This is a genomic window from Streptomyces sp. IMTB 2501 (genome assembly GCF_001953885.1).
In the GTDB taxonomy this organism is placed as follows: Bacteria; Actinomycetota; Actinomycetes; order Streptomycetales; family Streptomycetaceae; genus Streptomyces.
In genome coordinates, this window is the sequence record NZ_MQUS01000038.1 from 50,290 (window position 1) to 72,196 (window position 21,907).

Annotated in this window: 23 protein-coding genes and 1 pseudogene; 13 read left to right on the forward strand and 11 right to left on the reverse strand. The window is 72.1% G+C overall.

Annotated features, from left to right (window positions below; translation table 11 throughout):
• Positions 1–46: 46 nt before the first annotated feature.
• The gene (locus AV521_RS40250) at positions 47–250 is read left to right on the forward strand and encodes an antitoxin (protein WP_076096154.1); all 204 of its coding nucleotides are present in this window, start codon (positions 47–49) and stop codon (positions 248–250) included.
• A 19-nt stretch (positions 251–269) separates the two neighbouring features.
• Here AV521_RS40250 and AV521_RS40255 read toward each other — a convergent pair whose 3' ends face one another.
• Positions 270–1,169 carry a LysR family transcriptional regulator gene (locus AV521_RS40255; RefSeq protein WP_076096156.1) on the reverse strand — a complete coding sequence of 300 codons (900 nt, stop codon included), beginning with the start codon at positions 1,167–1,169 and terminating at the stop codon, positions 270–272.
• 112 nt (positions 1,170–1,281) lie between these two features.
• Between AV521_RS40255 and AV521_RS40260 the strand changes: the two genes are divergently transcribed.
• A complete protein-coding gene (locus tag AV521_RS40260; RefSeq protein WP_076096158.1) occupies positions 1,282–1,632 on the forward strand; it encodes a DoxX family protein in 351 nt (116 codons plus the stop codon).
• 83 nt (positions 1,633–1,715) lie between these two features.
• Here AV521_RS40260 and AV521_RS40265 read toward each other — a convergent pair whose 3' ends face one another.
• Together AV521_RS40265 and AV521_RS40270 are read right to left on the reverse strand one after the other, a co-directional pair.
• Positions 1,716–2,921: a PP2C family protein-serine/threonine phosphatase gene (locus AV521_RS40265; protein WP_079249643.1), complete on the reverse strand. Its 1,206-nt coding sequence runs from the start codon at positions 2,919–2,921 to the stop codon at positions 1,716–1,718.
• A complete protein-coding gene (locus AV521_RS40270) occupies positions 2,918–4,018 on the reverse strand; it encodes an aromatic acid exporter family protein (protein WP_076096160.1) in 1,101 nt (366 codons plus the stop codon). The genes AV521_RS40265 and AV521_RS40270 overlap by 4 nt, the downstream gene beginning before the upstream one ends.
• 375 nt (positions 4,019–4,393) lie before the next feature.
• On the opposite strand from AV521_RS40270, the gene AV521_RS40275 reads away from it, so the two are divergent.
• Positions 4,394–6,199, forward strand: coding sequence for an alkaline phosphatase family protein (locus AV521_RS40275; protein WP_076096162.1), 1,806 nt, complete (start codon positions 4,394–4,396; stop codon positions 6,197–6,199).
• A 202-nt stretch (positions 6,200–6,401) separates the two neighbouring features.
• Here the strand turns inward: AV521_RS40275 and AV521_RS40280 are convergent, their stop codons facing one another.
• The 3 genes from AV521_RS40280 to AV521_RS40290 form a co-directional block, all read right to left on the reverse strand.
• A complete protein-coding gene (locus AV521_RS40280; protein ID WP_076096164.1) occupies positions 6,402–6,632 on the reverse strand; it encodes a response regulator transcription factor in 231 nt (76 codons plus the stop codon).
• A 156-nt stretch (positions 6,633–6,788) separates the two neighbouring features.
• Entirely contained in the window at positions 6,789–7,481 is a 693-nt protein-coding gene (locus AV521_RS40285; RefSeq protein ID WP_076096167.1) for a response regulator transcription factor, read from the reverse strand.
• On the reverse strand, positions 7,478–8,704 hold the full coding sequence (locus AV521_RS40290; RefSeq protein ID WP_076096169.1) for a sensor histidine kinase: 1,227 nt from the start codon (positions 8,702–8,704) through the stop codon (positions 7,478–7,480). Before AV521_RS40290 ends, AV521_RS40285 begins: the two co-directional genes overlap by 4 nt.
• Before the next feature lie 137 nt (positions 8,705–8,841).
• On the opposite strand from AV521_RS40290, the gene AV521_RS40295 reads away from it, so the two are divergent.
• The 3 genes from AV521_RS40295 to AV521_RS40310 all read left to right on the forward strand — a co-directional run bounded on the left by AV521_RS40295 (position 8,842) and on the right by AV521_RS40310 (position 12,661).
• Positions 8,842–10,371 (forward strand): nitrilase-related carbon-nitrogen hydrolase, encoded by a 1,530-nt coding sequence (locus tag AV521_RS40295; RefSeq protein ID WP_079249644.1) that lies wholly within the window; start codon positions 8,842–8,844, stop codon positions 10,369–10,371.
• Between the two features lie 497 nt (positions 10,372–10,868).
• Positions 10,869–11,891 carry a permease gene (locus AV521_RS40305; protein WP_371917104.1) on the forward strand — a complete coding sequence of 341 codons (1,023 nt, stop codon included), beginning with the start codon at positions 10,869–10,871 and terminating at the stop codon, positions 11,889–11,891.
• A complete protein-coding gene (locus tag AV521_RS40310; RefSeq protein ID WP_076096174.1) occupies positions 11,888–12,661 on the forward strand; it encodes a TIGR03943 family protein in 774 nt (257 codons plus the stop codon). Before AV521_RS40305 ends, AV521_RS40310 begins: the two co-directional genes overlap by 4 nt.
• Here AV521_RS40310 and AV521_RS40315 read toward each other — a convergent pair.
• Positions 12,628–12,975: a pyridoxamine 5'-phosphate oxidase family protein gene (locus AV521_RS40315; RefSeq protein ID WP_256725890.1), complete on the reverse strand. Its 348-nt coding sequence runs from the start codon at positions 12,973–12,975 to the stop codon at positions 12,628–12,630. The two genes, AV521_RS40310 and AV521_RS40315, sit on opposite strands and share 34 nt — an antisense overlap.
• A 406-nt stretch (positions 12,976–13,381) precedes the next feature.
• Between AV521_RS40315 and AV521_RS40320 the strand changes: the two genes are divergently transcribed.
• Positions 13,382–13,984: a hypothetical protein gene (locus AV521_RS40320; protein ID WP_076096176.1), complete on the forward strand. Its 603-nt coding sequence runs from the start codon at positions 13,382–13,384 to the stop codon at positions 13,982–13,984.
• 366 nt (positions 13,985–14,350) lie between these two features.
• Here the strand turns inward: AV521_RS40320 and AV521_RS40325 are convergent, their stop codons facing one another.
• Complete coding sequence (locus AV521_RS40325) at positions 14,351–15,334, reverse strand: LLM class flavin-dependent oxidoreductase (RefSeq protein ID WP_076096179.1); 984 nt, start codon at positions 15,332–15,334, stop codon at positions 14,351–14,353.
• Between the two features lie 85 nt (positions 15,335–15,419).
• Here AV521_RS40325 and AV521_RS40330 point away from each other — a divergent pair, with 85 nt between their 5' ends.
• The gene (locus AV521_RS40330; RefSeq protein WP_076096182.1) at positions 15,420–16,181 is read left to right on the forward strand and encodes a helix-turn-helix domain-containing protein; all 762 of its coding nucleotides are present in this window, start codon (positions 15,420–15,422) and stop codon (positions 16,179–16,181) included.
• Positions 16,182–16,214: 33 nt separating this feature from the next.
• On the opposite strand, the gene AV521_RS40335 is transcribed toward AV521_RS40330, so the two are convergent.
• Positions 16,215–17,147, reverse strand: coding sequence for a M56 family metallopeptidase (locus AV521_RS40335; protein WP_076096185.1), 933 nt, complete (start codon positions 17,145–17,147; stop codon positions 16,215–16,217).
• 6 nt (positions 17,148–17,153) lie between these two features.
• Complete coding sequence (locus tag AV521_RS40340; RefSeq protein WP_076096186.1) at positions 17,154–17,537, reverse strand: BlaI/MecI/CopY family transcriptional regulator; 384 nt, start codon at positions 17,535–17,537, stop codon at positions 17,154–17,156.
• Positions 17,538–17,754: 217 nt separating this feature from the next.
• Here AV521_RS40340 and AV521_RS40345 point away from each other — a divergent pair, with 217 nt between their 5' ends.
• Both AV521_RS40345 and AV521_RS40350 read left to right on the forward strand, forming a co-directional pair.
• Positions 17,755–18,330: a TerD family protein gene (locus tag AV521_RS40345; protein WP_076096188.1), complete on the forward strand. Its 576-nt coding sequence runs from the start codon at positions 17,755–17,757 to the stop codon at positions 18,328–18,330.
• A gap of 43 nt (positions 18,331–18,373) precedes the next feature.
• Positions 18,374–18,958 carry a TerD family protein gene (locus AV521_RS40350; protein ID WP_076096190.1) on the forward strand — a complete coding sequence of 195 codons (585 nt, stop codon included), beginning with the start codon at positions 18,374–18,376 and terminating at the stop codon, positions 18,956–18,958.
• Between the two features lie 22 nt (positions 18,959–18,980).
• Here the strand turns inward: AV521_RS40350 and AV521_RS40355 are convergent, their stop codons facing one another.
• On the reverse strand, positions 18,981–19,247 hold the full coding sequence (locus tag AV521_RS40355; RefSeq protein ID WP_076096192.1) for a GlsB/YeaQ/YmgE family stress response membrane protein: 267 nt from the start codon (positions 19,245–19,247) through the stop codon (positions 18,981–18,983).
• 244 nt (positions 19,248–19,491) lie between these two features.
• On the opposite strand from AV521_RS40355, the gene AV521_RS52425 reads away from it, so the two are divergent.
• The 3 genes and pseudogenes from AV521_RS52425 to AV521_RS51750 all read left to right on the forward strand — a co-directional run.
• Positions 19,492–20,589, forward strand: coding sequence for a TerD family protein (locus AV521_RS52425; protein ID WP_076096194.1), 1,098 nt, complete (start codon positions 19,492–19,494; stop codon positions 20,587–20,589).
• A 174-nt stretch (positions 20,590–20,763) separates the two neighbouring features.
• Positions 20,764–21,126 carry a metalloregulator ArsR/SmtB family transcription factor gene (locus tag AV521_RS40365; protein ID WP_076096196.1) on the forward strand — a complete coding sequence of 121 codons (363 nt, stop codon included), beginning with the start codon at positions 20,764–20,766 and terminating at the stop codon, positions 21,124–21,126.
• Between the two features lie 345 nt (positions 21,127–21,471).
• A pseudogene (locus tag AV521_RS51750) lies at positions 21,472–21,907 on the forward strand (LytR family transcriptional regulator); the annotation flags it as partial.

Genomic DNA, 21,907 nt, shown 5'->3' on the forward strand with positions numbered 1-21,907 from the left:
ATCGTGGTCCGGGTCCGCGCGGGCAGCCGAAGGAGAGGAACCGGACATGTTCGACGCCCTGAAGAACCTGAAGGACAAGGCCGAGGACATCGCCGAGGAGCACGGGGACAAGATCGCCGACGGCCTGGAGGAGGTCGGCGACTTCATCGACGAGCGGACCGAGGGAAAGCACAGCGACACGATCGACACGGCCGTCGACAAGGCGCGGGACCTCGTCGAGAAGCTGGGCGAGAACGGCGCCGGGCACTGACCGCCGACCCCGGATCCGGTCAGGCGTCTCGCGCCAGGTCCAGACAGCAGCGGACGAAGTCCTGGACCACCGGATTGCCGTCGTCGGCCGGTGACCAGGCCACACCCACCCGTGTCGGGCTCACCCCCGTGACCGGGCGGTAGACCACGCCGGGGCGGGAGTAGAACCGCGCCGCGGACTCGGGCGCGAGGGCGATGCCGTATCCGTTGGCGATGGCGCTCAGCCAGTCGTCGGGCTGTTCGGTGACCGCGCCGACACGGACCGGGCGGCCCGAGGGCCTTTCGCCGGCGGCCAGCCAGTGGTCGCGCCAGGCGCCGGTCTCCTCGGGCGCGGCGACGAACGGCTCGTCCCACAGCTCGCTGAAGGCGATCTCGCCGCGTCCCGCGAGCGGATGCCCGCTCGGCAGCGCCACCCAGCGGGCCTCGCTGAACAGCACCTCCACTCGCAGTGCGGCCTGACCCGGGAAGGGCAGCCGCAGCAGCGCCGCGTCCACGTCACCGTCGGCCAGCCCCGCGCTCGGGTTCGACCAGGCCGCCTGGCGCAGTTCGGCACGCCACCCGGGACGCCGCCGGGCGAACTCGGCGACGATCTCCTGCGTCGCCTCGTTGGCCGCGCTCGCCACGAATCCCACGCGCAGCACCCGGGCGGCCTGCCGTCCGGTGGCCTTCGTGGTGCGCAGGGCGTCGTCCCAGGCGGCGAGGACCTTCGGGGCTCGGCGCGCGAGTTCACGGCCCGCGTCCGTCAGCGCCATGCCGGCGCGCGAGCGGTCGAAGAGCCGTACACCGAGCTGGGTCTCCAACTGCCGGATCTGCTTGGTCAGGGCGGGCTGGGACACGAACACGCGCTCGGCGGCGCGGGTGAGGCTGCCGTCCTCGGCGACGGCGAGGAAGGAACGCAGCAGACGCGTGTCGACATCCATTCCAACAGGTTATAGACGCTGGTATTGGACGTCGCGCCGGCCGTGCGCAGAGGCTGGAGGCACTCCGGAGTCACGGATGTGGAAACACACCTTTCGCGAAGGGTCTGCCGTCATGCAACTCGCCTATGTGACCGTCACCTGCGCCGCCGTCCTGGCCAACGCGGGCATCGCGGCGGCCGACCTCGTCAAGGCGCCGTTCGTGCTCGCCAACTCCGCCGAGGTCGGCGTTGCACCCACCTGGCTGCCCTCTCTGGCGCTGCTGAAGGCGGCCGGGGCGGCCGGGCTGCTCCTCGGCCTGTGCGGCGTACGGCCGCTGGGGATCGCGGCCGGTGCCGGGCTGGTGCTGTTCTACCTGGGGGCGATGGCCGCCCATGTGCGGGCGCGGGTGTTCCGCAACATCGCGTTCCCCGGCTTCTTCCTCGCACTGGCCGCGGGTGCCTCGGCGATGGCGGCGATCCAGTGACCGCGGCCGTTGCGGCGAGGGGGAGTGCCGGGCGTCGTGACGGGGCGAACGTCGCCTGATGGGGCGCTAGGTCCCGAGCCCGCTCATGGAAGGCGTTCCAGGGCGACCAGTGCCGCGTCGTCGTCGAGGTCGTGGCGCACGTGCCGCAGCAGGTCGCGGCGCAGGGCCGCCACCATCGCGTCCAGCGGGCGTCCGGCGTGCGCGCGCACCGGGGCGGCCAGGTCGTGGAAGCGGCCCCGGCGGTCCCGGGCCTCGATGAACCCGTCGGTGTAGAGGACGAGCCGGTCGCCCGGACCGAACGGCACGGTCTGGGCGACGGGCCGTGCGGCCAGCAGATCGCCCAGACCGAGCGGTGCGCCGGGCTGGTCCGGCTCGTACGCCCGCACCTCGCCCGCGTGGACGACGTACGGCTCGGGGTGGCCGCAGTGCACCATACGGGCCACGGCTTCGCCGGGCGGGAACTCCACCAGGAGTGCCGTGGCGAACCGCTCCGTGAACAGGGCGCCCGCGTCACGGCCGCCGGGGCTGTCCGTGTCCGGGTCGCTGTCGAGCGCGGCGATGTGCCGACGGGCCCGTTCGTCGAGTTGCTCCGCCACCCTCGTCAACGAGGGCTCCCGGTACGCCAGGTCGCGGAACGCGCCGAGCAGGGCCGCCGAGGCTCCGACGGCCTCGAGCCCCTTGCCGCGTACGTCGCCGATCACCATCCGCGTGCCGTACGGAGTGCGCACCGCCTCGTAGAAGTCACCGCCGATCCGCGCCTCCGACTCGGCCGGCAGATACACAGCGCTCAGGGCGAGCGAGCCGATCCGCTGGGGGAGGGGGTGCATCAGGGCGCACTGTGCGGTCTCGGCGACGGAGCGGACCCGGTGCAGCTGCCGTTCCCGGCGCTGTCGCAGGGAGCACGCGGCCAGCGAGGTGAGTCCGACCACGAACAGGCTGCCCAGGGCGACGTTCGTGTCCGGATGCCCCCAGGCGCCCGCGTCCCACTGGAGCAGCCCCGCGATCACCAGACCGGCGAGGGCGAGCACCGCCGTCGCCCACCACGGCAGCAGTACGGCGGCCAGCACCGGGACGGCGGCCAGCACCGGTGAGACATGCAGCCAGTGCGGGGTGATCAGGTCGGTGACGGCGACGACCACGACGAGCAGCGCGGGAGCCGCGGCCAGGAGCGCGCGGGAGCCGGTGCGGCGGTTCCAGGGCGCCGCAGGCCCGCCCAACGGCTTGCGACGCGCGGGTGCGGCGGCGTGTCCGGTGGTGGATTCCTGAAGATCAGTGGTGTGAGAGGTCATCGTCGTGGTGAGGTCCGTAGCGGGTCGAGGAGCCGGTGGGATCGCGTGGGCGCGGTGGGCACGGGCGCCGAGAGGCAGGTCAGGGCCGACTCCAGGGGGCGCAGCAGACGCTGGTCCGGGGCGGCCTTGTCCGGGGCGGTGCAGCCGGGGGCTTCGAGCCGGGCCAGGGCCTGCCGTGCGGCGGGCAGCGCCGGGTGCGGCCGGCCGCCGCGGCAGGAGTAGGCGCACAGGGCGGTCGTGCGCAACAGGCGGGCGTACGGCTGAGTGAACACGGAGCCGGGTCGGGAGGTCTCGGCCGCATCGGGGTGGCTGTCCAGGAGCCGGCCCGTCACGCTCACCTGCCCGGCGACGTCGCCCAGCGTGCGCAGCACCCGGTGGTCCAGGTGCGAGCGGCGGCGCCTGGCCGTCGGCCGGAGGTTCCAGCGCATGCTCTCGTGTGCTTCGTCCATGGCGGTTCTGGCGCGGGTCAGTGCCGTGCCGAGGTCGTCCTCCCAGGCCGGGCCGAGGATCTTCCGCGGACGCTCGTGCCGTAGGACCGCGTCGGCCAGGCCGTCGAGGTGCCGGGCGATCAGCAGCCGCAGGTCCTCCAGCGCCCGCTCGGCGGACCGCACCCGCACCGTGGGAAACAGCAGCATGCTGCACGCCAGCCCGAAGGCGATGCCCAGCACGATCTCCGCGAGATGCGTGGCCAGTTCATCGGGGTGGCGGCCACGGACCAGGGCGAAGGTGATCAGGGCGGTCGTCGGGACGTGCAGGCCGTAGTGGCCGAGGAATTTATGCCGGGCCAGCAGCACGGCGGCGAAGACGACGACGGCCAGTCCCACCATGCCGGGCTCGGCGAACAGCGCGCCGGGTATGGCGACGAGAACGCCGAGCAGACATCCGGCGGCGTACCGGGTGGCGGCGGAGACCGTGGCCACGACCGTCGTCTCGACGATCAGCACGGCCGCGATGGCGCCCGCGTAGGGGTCGCCGACGTGCAGCAGCAGCGCGCAGGTCTGCCAGGTCAGCCCGGCCGCCACCGTGGCGCGTGCGGCCTCGGCACCGCCGGCCTGTTTGATCCGTGCCAGGAGAGCGGGCAGTCGTGCGCCGTGCATGTCTCGTTCGTCCCCTTCCGCGGCAGGTCCCTCTGACGGGCAAGACCGCCAAGGATAAACGGACAAATAGGCCAAACGGCAAATAAGGAATATGTATGGACTGCCGCCGCTCGCGCTGACAGGCGGTCTGTTCAAGTGTCAACAAGTGGGCCGGCCGTCGAGCGCCGGCGACGCCCCGCCGCCGCTCGACGGCGTGCGGTCTGCGCGGAACGGCCCGGGAGGGCGTGCGCTCCCAACTTGTCTGGTCAAGTTTGGTCGTGGTTCTTCCGCGCGACAGCGTCGGCCACTACTCATGTCCCGTTCGTTGTGCACAGTCAGGCCGTGCGGCCCCCCGGCCCGGCACGGCATCCTCACCAACGGGACGAGGTACCACGTATGCGACTGCGCTGGAGATCCCTCGGCGGGCTGCTCGCCCTCCAGGGCGCACTGATCGTCGCCGCTCCCGCCCCCGCCCAGGCGGCCGGCGACAGCGGCAACCTCATCGTCAACGGCGATGCGGAGAGCGGCGGTTACTGCACCGGTGACTGGGCGGCCGCCACCACCGTGCCCGGCTGGACCACCGAAGCCGGCGGCCCGAACGTCATGTGCCACTCCGTCGCCTCCTTCGGACTGCCCAGCGACGGCAAGACGCCCGGCAAGGCCTTCTTCGCGCCCGGCAACTTCGGCGACGGTGCGATGACCCAGACCGTGGATGTCTCCTCCGCGGCCGCGGCCATCGACGGCGGCGGAGTGCACTACAGCCTCTCCGGCTGGCTCGGCGGTTGGACCACGTACAGCGGCCATGTCGCGGTGAGCCTGCACTTCCACGACGGCGGCGGCCACCCCGTCGGCGCCACCGCCGCACTGCCCACCGTGTCCGCGAGCGACCGGGGCCAGGCGACCAAGTTCCTCTCGCGCAGCGCGACCGGCGCGGTCCCCGCCGGGACCAGGTCCATACAGGTCGAGGTGCAGTTCCTGGCGACGAGCAGTGAGACCGGCTACCTCGACAACCTCTCCCTCACCCTGGACACCCCGGTCACCGCGCCCGCCCCGCTCACCCCGCCCGCCTCCAAGGTCCCGGGCTACGACCACGTGTTCATGGTCATGATGGAGAACACGGACTACTCCCAGGTCATGAACGACCCGGCGGACACACCGTACATACACAGCCTCATGGGCCAGGGCGCCACGCTCACCGACTTCCACGGCGTCTACCACCCGAGCGACGAGAACTACCTCGCCGTCGCGGGCGGCGACACCTACACCAAGGGCGCCACCTACTTCCCGAACATCAACTCCCCTGAGCGCAACCTCGGCGACACCATCGAGGAGGCCGGCAAGTCCTGGAAGGCGTACGAGCAGGGCATGGGCACGCCCTGCAACACCAAGAACAACAACGACAGTTACTACCAGCCCGACGACGCGCCCTTCATCAACTACACCGACATCAGCGGCAACGCCTCCCGCTGTGCGGCCCACCTGTTCGACACCACACAGCTGACCACCGACCTGAAGTCCGCGGCCACCACCCCGAACTTCTCCTGGATCGCCGCCGACGACTACTACGACGGCGAGGCCTCCGGCAACGGCAGCGCCACCAGCCTCAAGACGCAGGACGGCTGGCTGAAGCAGACCCTCGCCCCGGTCCTGTCCTCCCCGGCCTGGACCCAGCAGCGCTCGCTGCTGGTCCTCACCTGGGACGAGAGCTCCGGCGAGGCGTACAACCACATCGCCACCACGGTCGTCGGCTCCCAGGGCACCGTCCCGGCAGGCACCAGCAGCCCGGCCCACTACGACCACTACGGCATCGGCCGCACCGTCGAAGACGCCCTCGGCCTGCCGGGCCTCACGGCCAACGACACGTACGCGACCCCGCTCAACGACGCGTTCGCCCCGTCCACCGCGACCCAGCCGACGCTCACCGGTGACCTCGACGCGGTCGCGGACGGCGGCAACGTCACCTTCCGCTACTCGGTGCCGTCGGCGGCCCAGGTGAACGCCAAGAACTGGGTCGGCATCTACCCGGCGGGCGTCACCCCGGGCAAGCAGTCCTCGCTCACCTGGTCCTACGCCCCGAACGCCAGCGGCGCCCTCACCTTCCCGACCGGGAAGCTGAACGGTGCGGGGACGTACGACGTGTACTACCTCGCCAATGACGGCTACTCGGTCCTGGCCGGACCGTTCTCCGTGACCGTCGGCTGACCGTCCTCTGAAAGGCAACGGGCCCACGCGCCGTCGCCCGGCGGCACAGCCCACGGACTCTCACCCCCGTGGCCTGCTGATCCCTCCGCCAAGTCCGGGCGTCCGGCGCGTGGGCCCGGTGGCCGTGCTCGACGCCGTCGGTCGTCGAGGTGCGCGACAGTGATCGGCGGCGTCGGGCCGACGGGGCCTCGCCCCCCTTCGCTCACAGGCCCAGGGAGATGGCCACGCGGGTCAGCTCGGCCGTGTTGGTGATGTTGAGCTTGGCCCGGATCCGGCGGAGGTAGGCGTCCACGGTGTGGGTGGAGAGCCCCATGTGGCGGGCGGTCTGGAGATACGTGCGGCCGGCGGCGATGTGCCGGAGCGTCTCCCGCTCGCGCGGGGCCAGCGCGGGGGCGGGGGCCTCGGTGTGCGGCGTGGCGAGAGTGGCGCTCATGGTGCTGTCCTCCGGCGAGGTATCTGCCCGTTTAGGGCGTTTTGCCCTTGTTGCTCCAGATTGATTGCCGGACGTCATGGCGCTGTCCGTCGACTGTCACAGGCGTGTCACAGGGAACGGAACATGGTTTACCGGACATGGCTTTCCGGACGTGGTCTACACCACCCCTGATCCGGGCCCGGCGAGACCGGCCCGATGGGCGAACAGGGCCGCCTGGACCCGGTTTTCCAGGCCGAGCCGGGTCAGGATGCGGTTGACCCGGCTCTTCACGGTCGCCTCGCTGAGCCCCAGGTCCGCGGCGATCCGTGCGTTGGACAGCCCCCGCGCGACCAGCATGAGGACCTGGATCTCGCGCTCGGTGAGCGCGCCGGTCTCCGGGGCCGGGGCCGCTGCCGGGGCGAGGAGGGAGGGCGGCAGCGCGGTGACGGTGTCGATCAGCCGCCGGGTGACGCTGGGGGCGAGCACGGACTCGCCGTCGGCCGCGGCGCGGAGGGCCTCGGCGAGCTGGTCGGGCCGGCTGTTCTTCAGCAGGAAGCCGACGGCCCCGGCACGCAGCGCCGCGTGCACGTACTCGTCCAGGTCGAAGGTGGTCAGCACCAGCACCCGCGGTACCGGCCCCGGGCCGGGCCAGTCCTGCACGATCCGCCGGGTCGCCTCGACGCCGGTCGTGCCCGGCATCCGTACATCCATCAGCACCACGTCCGGCCGCAGCGCCACAGCCTGGGCCACGGCCCGGTCGCCGTCGGCCGCCTCGCCGACGACCGTCAGACCGTCCCGGCGGTCGATGACGAGCCGCAGCGCGGTCCGCACGATCTCCTGGTCGTCCACGACGAGTACGCGTACGGTCATCCGTCCCCCTGAGCCGTTCCCGGATCCCGCGCGGACAGGACCGCGCGCAGGCGCCAGCCGCCGTCCTGATGCGGCCCGGCGTGCAGTTCCCCGTCGAAGGCCGCCACGCGTTCCCGCATGCCGACGAGCCCGCGCCCGGCGCCGGGCACCGGCCGGTGGCCCGGGGCCGGTGCGTCGTTCTCCACCTCGACCGTCAGGCGCGCCTCGTCCCCGCGTACGGTGATCCGCACGCCGACCGGACCGGCATGCTTGACCACGTTGGTCAGTGCCTCCTGGACCACCCGGTAGGCCGAGACCTGCATCCCGGCCGGCAGCGCGTTCCCGGTGCGCGCCTCGGAGACATAGGTGACACGGCATCCCGCCGTGGTCGCGACACCGACGAGCAGGTCGAGGTGGTCCAGGGACGGCTCGGGCGCGAGTTCACGTTCGTCGAAGGACAGCAGTCCGAGCAGCCGCCGCATCTCGATGAGGGCCGTGTCGGCGGTCCCCGCGATGAGGCCGACGCTGTGCGCGGCCTCGCCCGCATCGGGCGGATCGCAGGTCAGTACGTCCTCGGCGGCGCGTGCCTGGAGGGCGATGGCACTGACGTGGTGGGCGACGACGTCGTGCAGGTCGCGGGCGATGCGGGCCCGCTCGGTCAGCACGGCCTGCCGGGCGTTGAGCTCCTGTTCGGCCACGAGCCGCCGGTTGAGTTCGCGCAGTCGTTCCGCGTCGGCGCCGATCCTGCGCCGTCCGTACCCCAGCAGCCAGGCCACGGCGAAGAAGAACACGAACGTCGTGACGCTGATCGGCTCCAGCGAGCCGGGACTGGGCGGCTGCCAGTGCCCGGTCAGGGCGTCCGTGACGGCCGTGGTGGCAAGGCAGAGCAGGGTGAGCGGCCCGCTCGCCGACGCCGGCGCGTACCGGGCCACGGCGTACACGCCGATCATCAGCAGGAACGGCCCGGGGATCTTCCCGTGGATCGGGCCGAGTGTCTGGAAGAGGACGTAGAGCATGGTCATCGCGACGAGGACGGTCCGCGGACGCGTCCGGCGCCACAGCAGCGGCACGGTCTGCGCGCCCCACAGCGCCACGCCCCAGCCGGGCGGCCGCGGTGTCCGGTCCAGCACGGTGACCATGTCGAGCAGGGTGAGACCGCCGGCCCACAGCGCGTCCGTCAGCCGCGGTCGGTCGGCGAGCCAGTGCTGTGCGGCTCGGGGCAGGGTGTTCACCTGGGCGTTCATGTCGGTTCGTCAGGCTAGACGACACCGAGGGCCGGGCGGATCCACCGCCGGGCGCGCATCGAAAGATGCGTCATCGCGCCGAGGATCGGCACCGGGCCCGAGGCGTGGCCGGGGCCCGCCGCCCTAGCGTCCTGAGCATGACGAACACAGCCGTATCCGCCGCGGCCCACCCGACGGCACAACCGCCCGCGCCGCAGACGCCGGCCCACCGGCACACCTGGCTCCTCCTGCTGCTCGGCACCGCGACGATGCTCTTCGCGGTCGGCGGCCGCTGGGACATCGCGGTCGCCGCCTGGATCTACCCCGTCCTGCTCCTGCGCCTCAACCGGCTGAGCCGCGCCTGGTCGGGAGCGCTGTGGATCTGGCTGGCGCACCTCGGGGCCGCCGTCTTCTGGGTCCAGGAGTCGGCGATCGGCTTCAACGCCGTGGTGTTCGCCGGGGCCGTCGCCCTGGCCGCCATTCAGACCCTGCCCTTCCTGGCCGACAGGCTGCTGGTGCACCGGCTGCGACCGGCGCCGGCCGCCCTGGTCCTCCCGGCCGGTGTCGCCGCCGCCGAGTTCCTGATCACCCTGGTGTCCCCGTTCGGCACGGCCTACGGCTCCCTGGCCGTCACCCAGCACGCGGACCTGCCCCTCCTCCAGATCGCGTCGGTCACCGGCCCCTGGGGCGTCGGCTTCCTCATCGGCTGTGTCGCGAGCACGGTCAACCGCGTCTGGGACCGCCCCTCCTGGCGCGGAGGCCTCGCCTGCACCGCCGTCCTGCTGAGCGTTCTGCTCGCAGGCAGTGCCCGGCTCGCCTTCTTCCCGCCCCAGGGCGCGACCGTACGGATCGCAGGCGTCAGCCCGGCCCGCACCGTGACCGAGCGGCTGCAGACCACGCTGGCCCGGTTCGCCGGCAGCCAGGGCGGCGTCGCGGCCGCGCCCGTCGCGTCGGTACGGCCCGCGATGACAGCCGTCGAGGACGACCTGCTGGCCTCGACCCGCCGTGAGGCCGCCGCCGGCGCGAAGATCGTGATCTGGCCCGAGAACGCCGTCAGGACCCAGGAGTCGCAGGAGCCCGCCGCCATCGCCGCGGCCCGGGCCCAGGCACGTCGTTCGGGCATCTACCTGGAGATCGGAATCCGCGTCTACAGCACCACCGCACCCGCCTACGGCCGGGACGAGGCGCTCCTCATCGACCCTCGCGGCACGGTCCTGTGGACCTACCAGAAGGCCCACCCCATCCCCGGATCGGAGCGGTACACGCCGGGTGACGGCCATGTGCCGGTCGTCCGCACCCCGTACGGCCGGCTCGCCAACGTCATCTGCTACGACGCGGACTTCCCGGCCCTGATGCGCACCAGGGCCGACATCATGCTCGTGCCCGCGCACGACTGGAAGGAGTACGGCGGCGCGCACACCGACAAGGCGGCCCTGGCCGCGGTCGAGGGCGGCTACTCCCTGATCCGCCAGGACGAGGAGGGCGTCTCGGCCGCGTACGACGACGAAGGCCGCGTCCTCGCCACCGCCGACTACTTCGCGACCGGCGGCCGGCAGACCATGGTCGCCAACGTGCCCGTGCGGGGCGGCACCACGGTCTACGACCGCGTCGGCGACACCTTCGCCTGGCTCTGCCTGGGAGCTCTGGCGGCGCTCACCGTCACCGCCCTGGTCCGTCCTCGCCGGTGACTGCGGCGCCGGCTCACGAGACGGCCTGCCGTGCCGTCCGCTCCACCAGGGACATCCCTTCGCTCATCGAGGCGCTGCCGTTCGACAGGACCGCGACGAGATACCGGTGTCCCTGCGCGATGACCTGGCCGACGCTGTTATCGCGTGGGGACTGACCCGGACGACCGCCAGCGACCGGATACGGCTGCTCAGGGCCGTTTTTCGACGGCGATGAGACGGCACAGGCCCGCTCCACCGCGCTGAGTGCCCGGTCCTGGGCCTGCCTCCGCACCCTCATGGGCCAGGTTCTCCCCGGGCAGACCTGGGGAGTCTCGGCCGCCGACGCCCCCCGGCTCCTCCGGCGTCCTTCGCCACTGACACCCCCCACGCCACCAATGGGGCGCATTGCGGCGCATGGCTTGGTCGCGCGGCGGCGTGTACGCGCGGCCGGAACCGGTGCCTCGCCTATCGTCGGCCAGACACCGACATCCGGAGTGATAATGGAAAAAACGGATGAAATGGTTGGCGTGGCCGAGGGCGTGGCGGCCGCGCCCGTCGGTTCGCCGCCCGTACGCCGTGTCCGGCCGTGGCCGCTCGTCACCGCCCTCGCGCTCACGGCCTGCGCGGCGGCCGTCCTCCTCCTTGTCGGCACGCGGTGGCTGAACGAGTCGGCCGTCCAGGCCTGGCGCACCGTCTGTCTGGCCATCACCGTCCAGGCGCTCCCCTTCCTGCTGCTGGGCACCGCTCTGTCGGGCGCCATCAACGCCTTCGTACCGGCCGAGCTGTTCACTAGGATCCTGCCGAAGCGGGCCGCTCTCGCCGTGCCGGTCGCCGGCGTCGCGGGCGCGGTACTGCCGGGCTGCGAGTGCGCCTCGGTCCCGGTCGCCAACAGCCTCATCCGACGGGGCGTCACCCCGGCCGCCGCCTTCGCCTTCCTGCTCTCCGCGCCCGCCATCAACCCCGTCGTACTGACGGCCACCGCCGTCGCCTTCCCGGGCAACCCCGCGATGGTCGTCGCCCGGCTGCTCGCCTCGCTCGCCACGGCGGCCGTGATGGGCTGGCTCTGGCTCTGGCTGGGCAAGGAGAAGTGGCTGCGGGGCATCCTGCGGCACGGGCACACCGGGCACCGGCACGGCCACAGCCGCTGGAACGAGTTCCGGCTCGGATTCCAGCACGACTTCCTGCACGCCGGCGGCTTCCTCGTCCTCGGCGCCATGGCCGCCGCCACCTTCAACGTCGCCGTGCCGCGCTCCGTCCTCGACACTTTCTCCGGCTCACCCTGGCTGTCGGTGCTCTTCCTGGCCGGGCTCGCCGTGCTGCTCGCGGTGTGCTCGGAGGCCGACGCCTTCGTCGCCGCCTCGCTCACCGGGTTCTCGCCGACCGCGCGGCTCGCTTTCATGGTGGTCGGGCCGATGGTCGACCTGAAGCTGATCGCCCTTCAGGCGGGCACCTTCGGACGGGCCTTCGCCTGGCGGTTCTCCACGGCCACCACCGTCGTGGCGGTCGCCGCGAGCGTCCTGATCGGAGGCGCCCTGCTGTGAAACGCCCCGCCCAGACCCTGCTTCTGACGCTGACCGGCATCGGCCTGCTGCACACGGCCCTGTTCACCGACACCTACCTGCGCTACGTCAAGGCCGGTCTACGCCCGCTGCTCATCGCCTCCGGCGTCGTCCTCCTGCTGCTCGGCCTGGTCGCGGCGGCACTCCGGGGCGACCGGCGGCAGGCCCCGCACGACGACCACGGTCACGAACACGACCACGCCGACGAGTTCGGAAACGCACATGGTCACGACCACTCCGGCGCCCCGCGCATCGCCTGGCTGCTGTTCCTCCCGGCGCTCAGCCTGCTCTTCTACGCGCCGCCCGCCCTCGGCGCGTACACGGCGGCACGCTCCGGCAGCAAACCGGTGGCGGTGCAGAAGAAGGGGTTCGCTCCGCTGCCCGGGACCTCACCGCTGCCACTGACCCTCACCGACTTCACCAAGCGCGTCCAACAGGACCGCAGCCGGGCCATCAAGGGCCGGATCGTCCAGCTCACGGGTTTTGTCACGCCGGCCGAGGACGACGACGGCTGGTACCTGACCCGGATCATCTTCACGTGCTGCGCGGCGGACTCACAGAGCGTCAAGATCCGGGTGTACGGCACTGACGCACCACCCGCGAACACCTGGCTCGCGGTGACCGGCACCTGGCACCCCCAGGGCGCCCTCGGCACCAGGACCGCGCAGGCCGCCCTCGACGTCAAGGCCACCCGCCCCATCGCCCAGCCGGTGAACGCCTACACCGACGACCTGCCGCTCACACCGTCGTAGCCGCCGTACAGGATCCGACCCCGTCCGTGAGGAACACGCCCGTGACCAGGTGGGGGCGTATGCGTACAGCGTGGTCCAGCTCCTCGTACGGCGCCCATGACGCCCCCATGCCGCGCGTGCGCGGTCAGCGCCGCGCCCTCGTGTGTACGGATGACGATGTCTCCGTCGTCCAGGACGTGGTTGACCGGGCGGACGGTGGGCAGCGCCTGCCGGGTGAAGGCGATTCTTCCCAGTGACACGGTGCTCAGCAGCCGCAGTGCCTCACCGGGGTCGAGGTCGGTGCGCCGGTGCGCCGGTTCTTCGTGACGGATCATGGCTGGCTTCTTCGCGGGTGCGTGACGGTCTCCTCGCCCCTCCGGCCCCCGGCGCGCGGTGCCCTGCCGGGAGCGGAGCGGCACCGCGGGGGAATCGGTGCCGCTCCTGATGTCCACTGTCACGGATCCCCCGCCGTGCGCCCAGTGCCCCTCGGCCCCGGCCGCAGGGCCGGATGTCCTGGACCCGCTGGTCAGCATGGGTCCGGCCGCCGCTTCATCGGGCGCGGCTTCGGCACTCACCCCGCCACTGCCCGGAATGAGGTGCACGATGGTGGGGTGAGAGTGTACGGCCGGGTTCGGGAGACCGCCCCGACCGAGCTCGCCGCCCGCCGGGCGTGATCCCGTCCGGCGAGGCGGACGCGGAGTGTGCGGCGAAGCCGCCGGTGCGCGAGAGGAGGCGGTGACGATGAACCGAACACCTCCCACGACGGTCGCCCGGGTACGGCTGTGGCGCTGGCGGCGCAATCCGCTCAGACGGCACAGCGACGTCGTCGAGGCCTGGATCGTCCTCGCGACCTGGGTGCTCGCCGTCCTCGGCGGCGCGGTCGCCGGACTCGCGGCGGCGCACAGCGCCGACGCGTCGTTCGACGCCCGGCAGGCCCGGGTGCACGCCGTTTCCGCCGTGCTCACCGACAGTGCGGCGAGCAGCCCGACCTCCGGGACCGGCTACGACGACGGCCAGGTCTGGGCCACCGTGCGCTGGACGGACCCCCACGGCACCGTGCACACCGACCGGACCAAGGTCCGGCCCGGCACCCCCGCCGGATCCCAGGTGACCGTGTGGACCAACCGTGCCGGCCACGTGGTCTCCGCGCCCGTCACCGGCGCCGCGGCGGACCTGCAGGCGGCCCTCACCGGCGCCCTCGTCGCCCCGTCCGTCGGCGCGGCGGTCTGGAGCGCGGGCTGGCTGGTCCGCACCCGGCTGATCCGGCGGCGCATGGCCGAGTGGGACGAGGAGTGGAAGCAGATAGGGCCCAGCTGGGGCAACCTCAGCGGCGGACGAGGCTGAGAGCGCGGGTCACGTCCCTGGCAGCTCGGGCGACGCTCTCCCACAGGGGGCACCCCCAGCCGCGTTGCGGAACCGCCCACGTGGAGCCTCCCCCACGCGAGGCTTCGCTCGCGCGGGGCGCCCCCGTCGCGCGCTTGATGCGACCGCGGAAGTGACACAGGATCTGAGGGCGGAAAGGGCCACCCGCTTCTCGCGGATCCGGATTGCGCGGTGCACGGCACTCTGGCCGCTTCCCCGCGTCTGTTCTCGGTCCTTCCCGCCACTACCAGCACACCACGGAATCCGTCGCCCCACCAGGCCAGGCATGCCGGATCCGAGCGGTCTGGCCACCGCACGGGCCATCCGGAGGGTGCAGGAGCCGGCCGCTCAGGCCACCGGGCACGTGCCCTCCTGGGCGCGCGCGACTGCCGGCGCCCTCAGGGCCGGGAGCAGATCGGCGAGCCGTTCGAGCTGTTCGCGCTGTGAGGTCAGGTCCAGGGCGCCGAGGCGGATGACGAAGTGCCGGGCGCCGGCCTCGGCGAAGCGGGTGAGGTGGTCGCGCACCTGGTCGGCGGAGCCGGTGACGACCGCCTGGATCCGCTCCAGCTCCGCGAGTGGCATGCCGTAGACGGCCCGCGCATAGGCCTCCAGGTCACGTCGGCCGCTGTCGACGTCCTCGGCGATCCGCGCCGAGACGAAGAGTGCCGGTGTGACGTCCTCAGCCCGGCGCTCCGCGCCGACCGCCGCCGCGCGCACGTTCCGCAGGCCGGAAGCGTACTCCGCCGGGTCGGGCGGGTACGGCAGCCAGCCGTCGTAGAGCCGGCCGGTACGGTCCTGGGCCGCCGGGGTCGCGCCGCCCAGCCAGACCGGCGGGCCGCCGGGACGGTACGGACGGATCGCCGGCGGGATGCCGTCGAAGCGGAGGATCTCGCCGTGGAACGAGTCCGCACCGCTCCACACGGCCCGCCACAGCGCGACGGTTTCGTCCAGCCGGGCGAAACGGCGCTCCCACGGCACCTCGGACAGGTCGTAGAGGGGCCGTCCGAAGCGCCCCGGGAAGCCCGCGCCCACGGCGACCGTGAGCCGCCCGCCGGACAGCAGGTCGACCGAGGCCAGCGTCTGCGCGGTCTGGACCGGCCGGCGCAGGAAGGGCAGCAGGGCCGCCGTGCCCAGGGTCACGGTCTCGGTCGCCGGGGCCAGCGCGGCCAGCATGGCCAGTGCCTCGACGCGCGGGCTGATCAGCGAGTCGTTGACGAACAGGGAGGAGAAGCCCGAGCGCTCGGCCTGTCGGCCGAAGGTGACCAGCTCACGCGGGTCGTCGCCCGGGCCCCACTGGGCGGTGCCGGTCGGAAGGAGTACGCCGATGTCCATGCCGACGATGCTCCGGCCCCGGCTGCCGCGCGACAATTCCCCACAGGGAATGGCCGAGCACCGCGGCAGCGGCTAGAACGGGCCCGTGGACTTCCCCCGCGCCCTGCGCGCCTGCCGCACCGGCCGCCGCCTCAGCCAGCTAGAGCTGGCCCTGCGGGCGGGCACCACCCAGCGCCATGTCAGCTTCATCGAGTCCGGCAGGTCCGTGCCCGGCCGCACCATGGTCGTACGCCTCGCCGAGTCACTGGAGTTGTCGCTGCGCGAACGCAACGAGCTGCTGCTGGCCGCCGGTTACGCGCCCGCGTACCCGGAGAGTTCCCTCGGCGACCCCGAGCTGGCACCGGTGCGCACCGCGCTCGACCACATCCTGCGCGGGCATCTGCCGTATCCGGCGCTGGTCGTGGACCGGGCCGGTGAACTGGTCGCCACGAACCAGGCGTTCGATGTGATCACCGAGGGCGCGGACCCGGAACTCGTCGGCCCCGGCAAGAACGTCTACCGGCTCGCGCTGCACCCGCAGGGGCTGGCACCACGGATCGGCAACCTCGCCGAGTGGGCTCAGCACATCCTGGCCCGCCTCGGTCACCTGCCCGAGCTGCGGGCGGAACTCACCTCCTACGTGCCCGAGTTGGACCCGTCCACCGGCCATCTCGGCTTCGCCGTACCGCTGCTCCTGCGCTCCTCGTTCGGCGAGCTGCGGCTGATGACGACCGTGACGACCTTCGCCACCGCCGTCGACGTCACCCTCGCCGAGCTGAAACTGGAGGCGTTCCTGCCGGCCGACCGGCCGACGCAGGAGGCCCTGTCGGCAGCCGCCGCACAGCGGGATGCTCAGCGGTACCTCTAGGGCCGTCGATCCGCCTCCCCGGAACCGACTAGCTCACAGCGGAGTAGCCGCCCGCAACAGGAGCAGCAGGGTGACCGCGGAGTTGGCCGAGCACGTCGCGGAGAGGACGGCCCCGGTGGCCGCGGTCCACAGGGCCAGGCCCGCCGTCGTGAAGACGGACGGCCAGGCACGCCCGCTCGGCGCCGGAGCGAGGAGCGCGGCGACCCGTCGGGGGAGCGGTCCGGGCGCCGCCAGTGCGGCGAGCGTCGGCGCCGGAGTGGTGCGGGAGACGAGCGCGGCGGTGCCGATCGCGCGGGCAACGGCCTTGCGGCTGCCGACGGCCTTGGCCGCCTCCTCGTCCGCCCAGCGCTCCGCCGTGTAGGCGACCGCGGTCCGCAGCGGCCGGAGGAACGGGTTGGCACAGGCGGCGAGTTGGACCAGCAGCAGATGCCGGTGGTGCCGGGCGGCGAGATGGGCGCGCTCGTGCGCGAACAGCGCGCGGCGCTCCCGGGACGCGAGACAGCCGAGCATCGCCGTGGACACCACGATCCGGTCGCGGGGGCCGCCCGGCAGGGCATAGGCGTACGGCGCGGTGTCGGGCAGCACCGCGACCTGCGTGCGCGGCAGACCCCGCAGCGCGGCGTGGCTGCGTCGCCGTACCCGGCCGTGTCGCAGCAGGGCGCGGGCGCCGGTCGCCATGACCGCGAGCAGCGCGGGGATCGCGGCCTTCCCGGCGATCTCGTGCCGGGGCACGCTCTCGCGCACCTCGGGGTCCGACCAGCCGTCCGGCAGGGGATTGCCGGGCAGTTGGGCCGTGCCGACGACCATCAGCAGCGCCAGGCACACCGTGCTGCACAGCGCCATCACCGTGGAGACGCCGGTCAGCAGCACGGTGGCGGTGCGCGGATGGAGGCGTTGCTCGGCCAGGCGCGCGATCGGCCAGGCCGTGAGCGGCAGGACCAGGGGGAGGAGGACGAAGATTCCCATGCGCGCTCAGTCCTCGTCGGTGGCCTGGTCCAGCAGTTCGCGCAGCACTTGCTCGTCGCCCTCGGGCAGCGAGGTGAGGAAACTCGCCAGCACCGCCCGGCGGTCCTGCTCGCCGTCCAGGACCTTGCGCATCTTCAGCGCGGCGAGCCCTGCCTCGTCCGCGGCGGGCAGCCACACGAACGACCGGCCCTCACGTCTGCGGGTGACGGCGTTCTTCGCCAGCAGACGCGCGAGGACCGTCATCACCGTCGTGTAGGCGAGGTCGGCCGCCAGGTGCTCCCGCACCCAGCCCGCGGTCACCGGCGCCCCCGCCTCGTGCAGCGCCGCGAGCACCCGTGTCTCCAGCGCGCCCTGCGCCCTGCGCTGGCGGCGCGTGTCGGGCTCCGTCACGGCTGTCTCCCTTCTGCCGGGCCGCTCTGCCGGGCCTCGCCTCAACCCCTCGTGCCGGAGGAACGTCACATCGTACAGAGCGGTCACCCCTGGCTGGTTTCCGCAGTGCGCGGTGGTGTCCGCCGTGCCGTACGGCTCTTTAATTCTACAGTGTTGTAGATTCAAGACGGGTCCGGGACACGGAACCGGACCGATCATGAGCGTGGAGGGACGAATCATGGGTGTTTCCCTGACCAAGGGTGGAAACGTGTCGCTGAGCAAGGAGGCACCGGGACTGAGCGCGGTGGTCGTCGGACTGGGCTGGGACGTGCGGACCACCACGGGCGCCGGCTTCGACCTCGACGCCTCCGCCCTGCTGCTGAACAACTCGGGCAAGGTCGTCTCCGACCGTCACTTCGTCTTCTACAACAACCTCACCAGCCCGGACGGCTCCGTCGAGCACACCGGCGACAACCTCACCGGCGAGGGAGAGGGAGACGACGAGACCCTCAAGGTGAACCTCGGCGCCGTGCCCGCCGAGGTCGACCGGATCGTCTTCCCGGTGTCCATCCACGATGCCGACGCGCGCGGCCAGAGCTTCGGCCAGGTGAGCAACGCCTTCATCCGCGTCGTCAACCAGTCCGGCGGCGCCGAACTCGCCCGCTACGACCTGTCCGAGGACGCCTCGACCGAGACCGCGATGGTCTTCGGTGAACTGTACCGGGCCGGTGCCGACTGGAAGTTCAGGGCCGTCGGGCAGGGCTACGCCTCCGGACTCGCGGGCATCGCGGGCGACTTCGGCGTCAACGTCTGACACGGCACGCACGGCAGAGGAACGAGAGAGAGCGAGGCGACCGGTGTCGGTCAACCTGAGCAAGGGCCAGCGGATCAGTCTGAGCAAGTCCGACGGCGGCGCGCTGACCGCCGTCCGTATGGGCCTGGGCTGGCGGGCCGCACCGCGCAAGGGGTTCCTGGCCAAGCTGGCCGGCACCCGCGAGATCGACCTGGACGCCTCCGCCCTCCTGTTCGCGGGCGGACAGCTGGCGGACGTCGTCTTCTTCCAGCATCTGGCCAGCGAGGACGGCTCGGTGCGGCACCTCGGCGACAACCTCACCGGCGGGGCGGGCGCCGGGGACGACGACGAGGTCATCCTGGTGGACCTGCCGCGCGTCCCCGGCCATGTCGACCAGATCGTCTTCACGGTCAACTCGTTCACCGGGCAGACCTTCACCGAGGTGCAGAACGCGTTCTGCCGACTCGTCGACGAGCACACCGGCCGGGAACTCGCCCGCTACACCCTCAGCGGCGGTGGAGCGTACACGGCACAGATCATGGCCAAGCTCCACCGCGGCGGCTCCGGCTGGCAGTTGACGGCCCTGGGCGAGCCGGCCGCGGGGCGGACGTTCCAGGACCTGCTGCCCGCCGTCGCCGCCCATCTCTGAGCGGCGGACTCCAGGAGCGGAATCAGTCGCGGGAGTTGCCGAACAGCAGGCGGTAGCCGATGAGGAGCACCAGGGAGCCACCGATCGCAGCGCCCCAGGTGTAGAGGTCGAAGAAGTTCTTCTCCACCGGGCGGTGGAGGAAGTGGGAGGAGAGCCAGCCTCCGACGAAGGCGCCCGCGATGCCGATCAGGGTCGTGCCGATCAGACCGCCCGGGTCGCGGCCGGGCAGCAGGATCTTGGCGATGGCTCCGGCGAGCAGGCCGAGGATGATCCAGCTGATGATGCCCACGGTGTTGTCCTTCAGTCGGGTCGGAATCCGCGCCGGGTGCGCCGGACGCCGACACTGTGGTTTGCCTGTTCACGCAAGCCTAGGGGGTTGTTGAGACCCTCTGGGCGGGGGGTTCGGCCCCTGGTGATGAGCCGTAAAGGTTCTGCAACATGATTAAGACATTGCGCAATCGTGGAACCGAGAGTGGCCCGGAGGCGTTGATCATGATGGACGCGGTAAGTGTGAGCGGCTGCGGAGGACGTGGATGAGTGTGACCCTGACCAAGGGCGGCAATGTGTCGCTGAGCAAGCAGGCCCCTGGTCTGACTGCGGTGACGGTCGGGCTGGGCTGGCAGGCGAACACCGGGTTCGAACCGGACGCCAGCGCGCTGTTGTGCGACCAGTCGGGCCAGGTGCTGTCCGACGAGCACTTCGTCTTCTTCAACAACCTGAGCAGTCCCGACGGTTCGGTCCGCCACTCTGGCGGCGGCAGTCCCATCGACGGCGACGCCCAGCGCATCGAGATCGACCTGACCAGGGTCCCGGACCGGGTCGAGAAGATCGTCTTCCCGGTCTCCCTCTACGAGGGCGCGAGCCGAGGTCAGTCCTTCGGCCAGGTGCACCGGGCGCACATCCGCGTCCTCGACCGGGACAGCGGCGCCGAACTGGCCCGCTACGACCTCGCCCCCGGCGGCCTGTCGGCCGAGACGGCACTCGTCTTCGGCGAGCTGTACCGGCACGGCGCGGAGTGGAAGTTCCGCGCGGTCGGCCAGGGGTACGCCGCGGGCCTCGCCGGCATCGCCACGGACTACGGCGTCGCCGTACCGCGGGAAGCGCCCGCGACGCCGAGTCCGGCCCCGGTCAACACCCCGCAGCCGACCGGCGGTGCGCCCGCGCCGCCCGTCTCGCCGAAGGCGCCGGTGGTCGCACCGCCGGCCCCGGTTTTCACCACATCTCCGCAACCCACCGGGAGTTCGACTGTGACCTGCTTCTTCGACCCCAACCACGGCCCGGGCGTCACGACCGTGACCTGGTCCCCGCAGTGGGGCGTGCCCCGGCCCGTCCAGACGTGCGGCGCCTGCGCGCAGCGCATCCAGGCCACGGCACCGCCGTTCTACACCCCGCCCCAGCAGGGCTATCCGCAGCCCGTGGCGCAGGGTTATCCGCAGCAGGGTTATCCGCAGCAGGGGTACGGACAGCCGTACGGGGACCAGGACCACCACCAGCAGGGCGGCGGCCGGCGCTTCGGCACGGGCGCGCTCATCGGCGCCGGCGCGGCCGGCCTCATCGGCGGCGCGCTGCTCAACGAAGCGTTCGACGACGACGAGCCGGAGGTCGTGGTCAACAACTACTACGAGGACTGAGTCCTCTCCCGCGAGGACTGAGTCCTCTGCTACATGGGCTCAGCCCCCTTCCATGCTCCCGGCCCGCGCTCCCGCGCGGGCCGTCGCGCTACCGCCCGAACGCCGCAACCGGCCCCCTACACTGGGTGGGCGCGTGTACGTCGGCCGTGACGAGGGCGGGGATGGGAGAAGACTGTGACGGAGAACGCCGCCCGCTTCGAGGATCCGTCCGCCGAGGTACTGGCGGAGGCCGCAGCGGCGTTCGGCCTGCTCGCCTCCTCCGCCCGGCTGCACCTGATGTGGGCCCTGTCGCAGGCGGAGAGCGATGTCACGCATCTCGCCGCCCGGGTCGGCGGCGCGCTGCCCGCGGTCAGCCAGCATCTGGCGAAGCTGAAACTGGCCGGACTCGTCCGCTCCCGCCGCGAGGGCCGACGGCAGGTCTACTACATCGACGACCCCGACGTCGTGACCCTGGTCCGGGTGATGGTGGGCCAGCTGACCGCGCGCTCGCACCACGCCGCCACGCCCGTCCGGGGCCTGCGCCGGACGGGCGGCTGAGAGCACCGCGCACGCATACGGCCGCCCTGCGCGATCACTTTACGGTCCCGTATCCGTTTCGCCCCCTGCTGGTTGCCTCCCGGCTACGTTCTTATATCCGTTCTTATGTATGGCGCGTAGACTCCCGATCTCGTACCGGCCCGGTCCGCACAGAGGTTCCATGAGGCACCTCAGCTGTGAATCGTGTGTGTATCTGTGCTGTTCGGGCCACTGGTTTTGTTAGATTGCCTAACCACGCAAGCAAGGCGGAGTGGCACGCTCCGCCCGCCCGTACATCGCCGCGCGGGCCGGCCCGTACACCCCACGGACCGGTCTGACGGGCCCGACCGTTCATGGGAGTGGGAGATGAGCGACCCGTGGGACGGGCCCTCCGGGCAGGCCACGCGAAGCCGTAGCGCGCGGGTGCCCGGACAGCGAGCGGCCGAGCCCGACGGGGCGCGCCCGCCGGGCGGCAGGGCGGCGGCCCGGGCGGCGTCCCGCGCCCGTGGCGGCAGCCGGTCGGGGCGGCGGGCCCGTCAGGCGGGCCGGGCCCGGAAGGTGTTCAAGGCCATCGGGATCACTCTGTCGGTCATCATCGTGATCACGGCCGGTGCGGGCTGGTGGTTCTACGAGCACCTGAACGGCAACATCCACAGTCTCTCGCTGGACGGCAAGGGGGGCACCGAGAAGGCCGACGCGTTCGGCCGTACCCCGATCAACATCCTGGTCATGGGCTCGGACGGCCGTACCAGTGCGGAGGACTGCAAACTGGGCGGCGGCTGTTCGAAGACCGGTGTGCAGA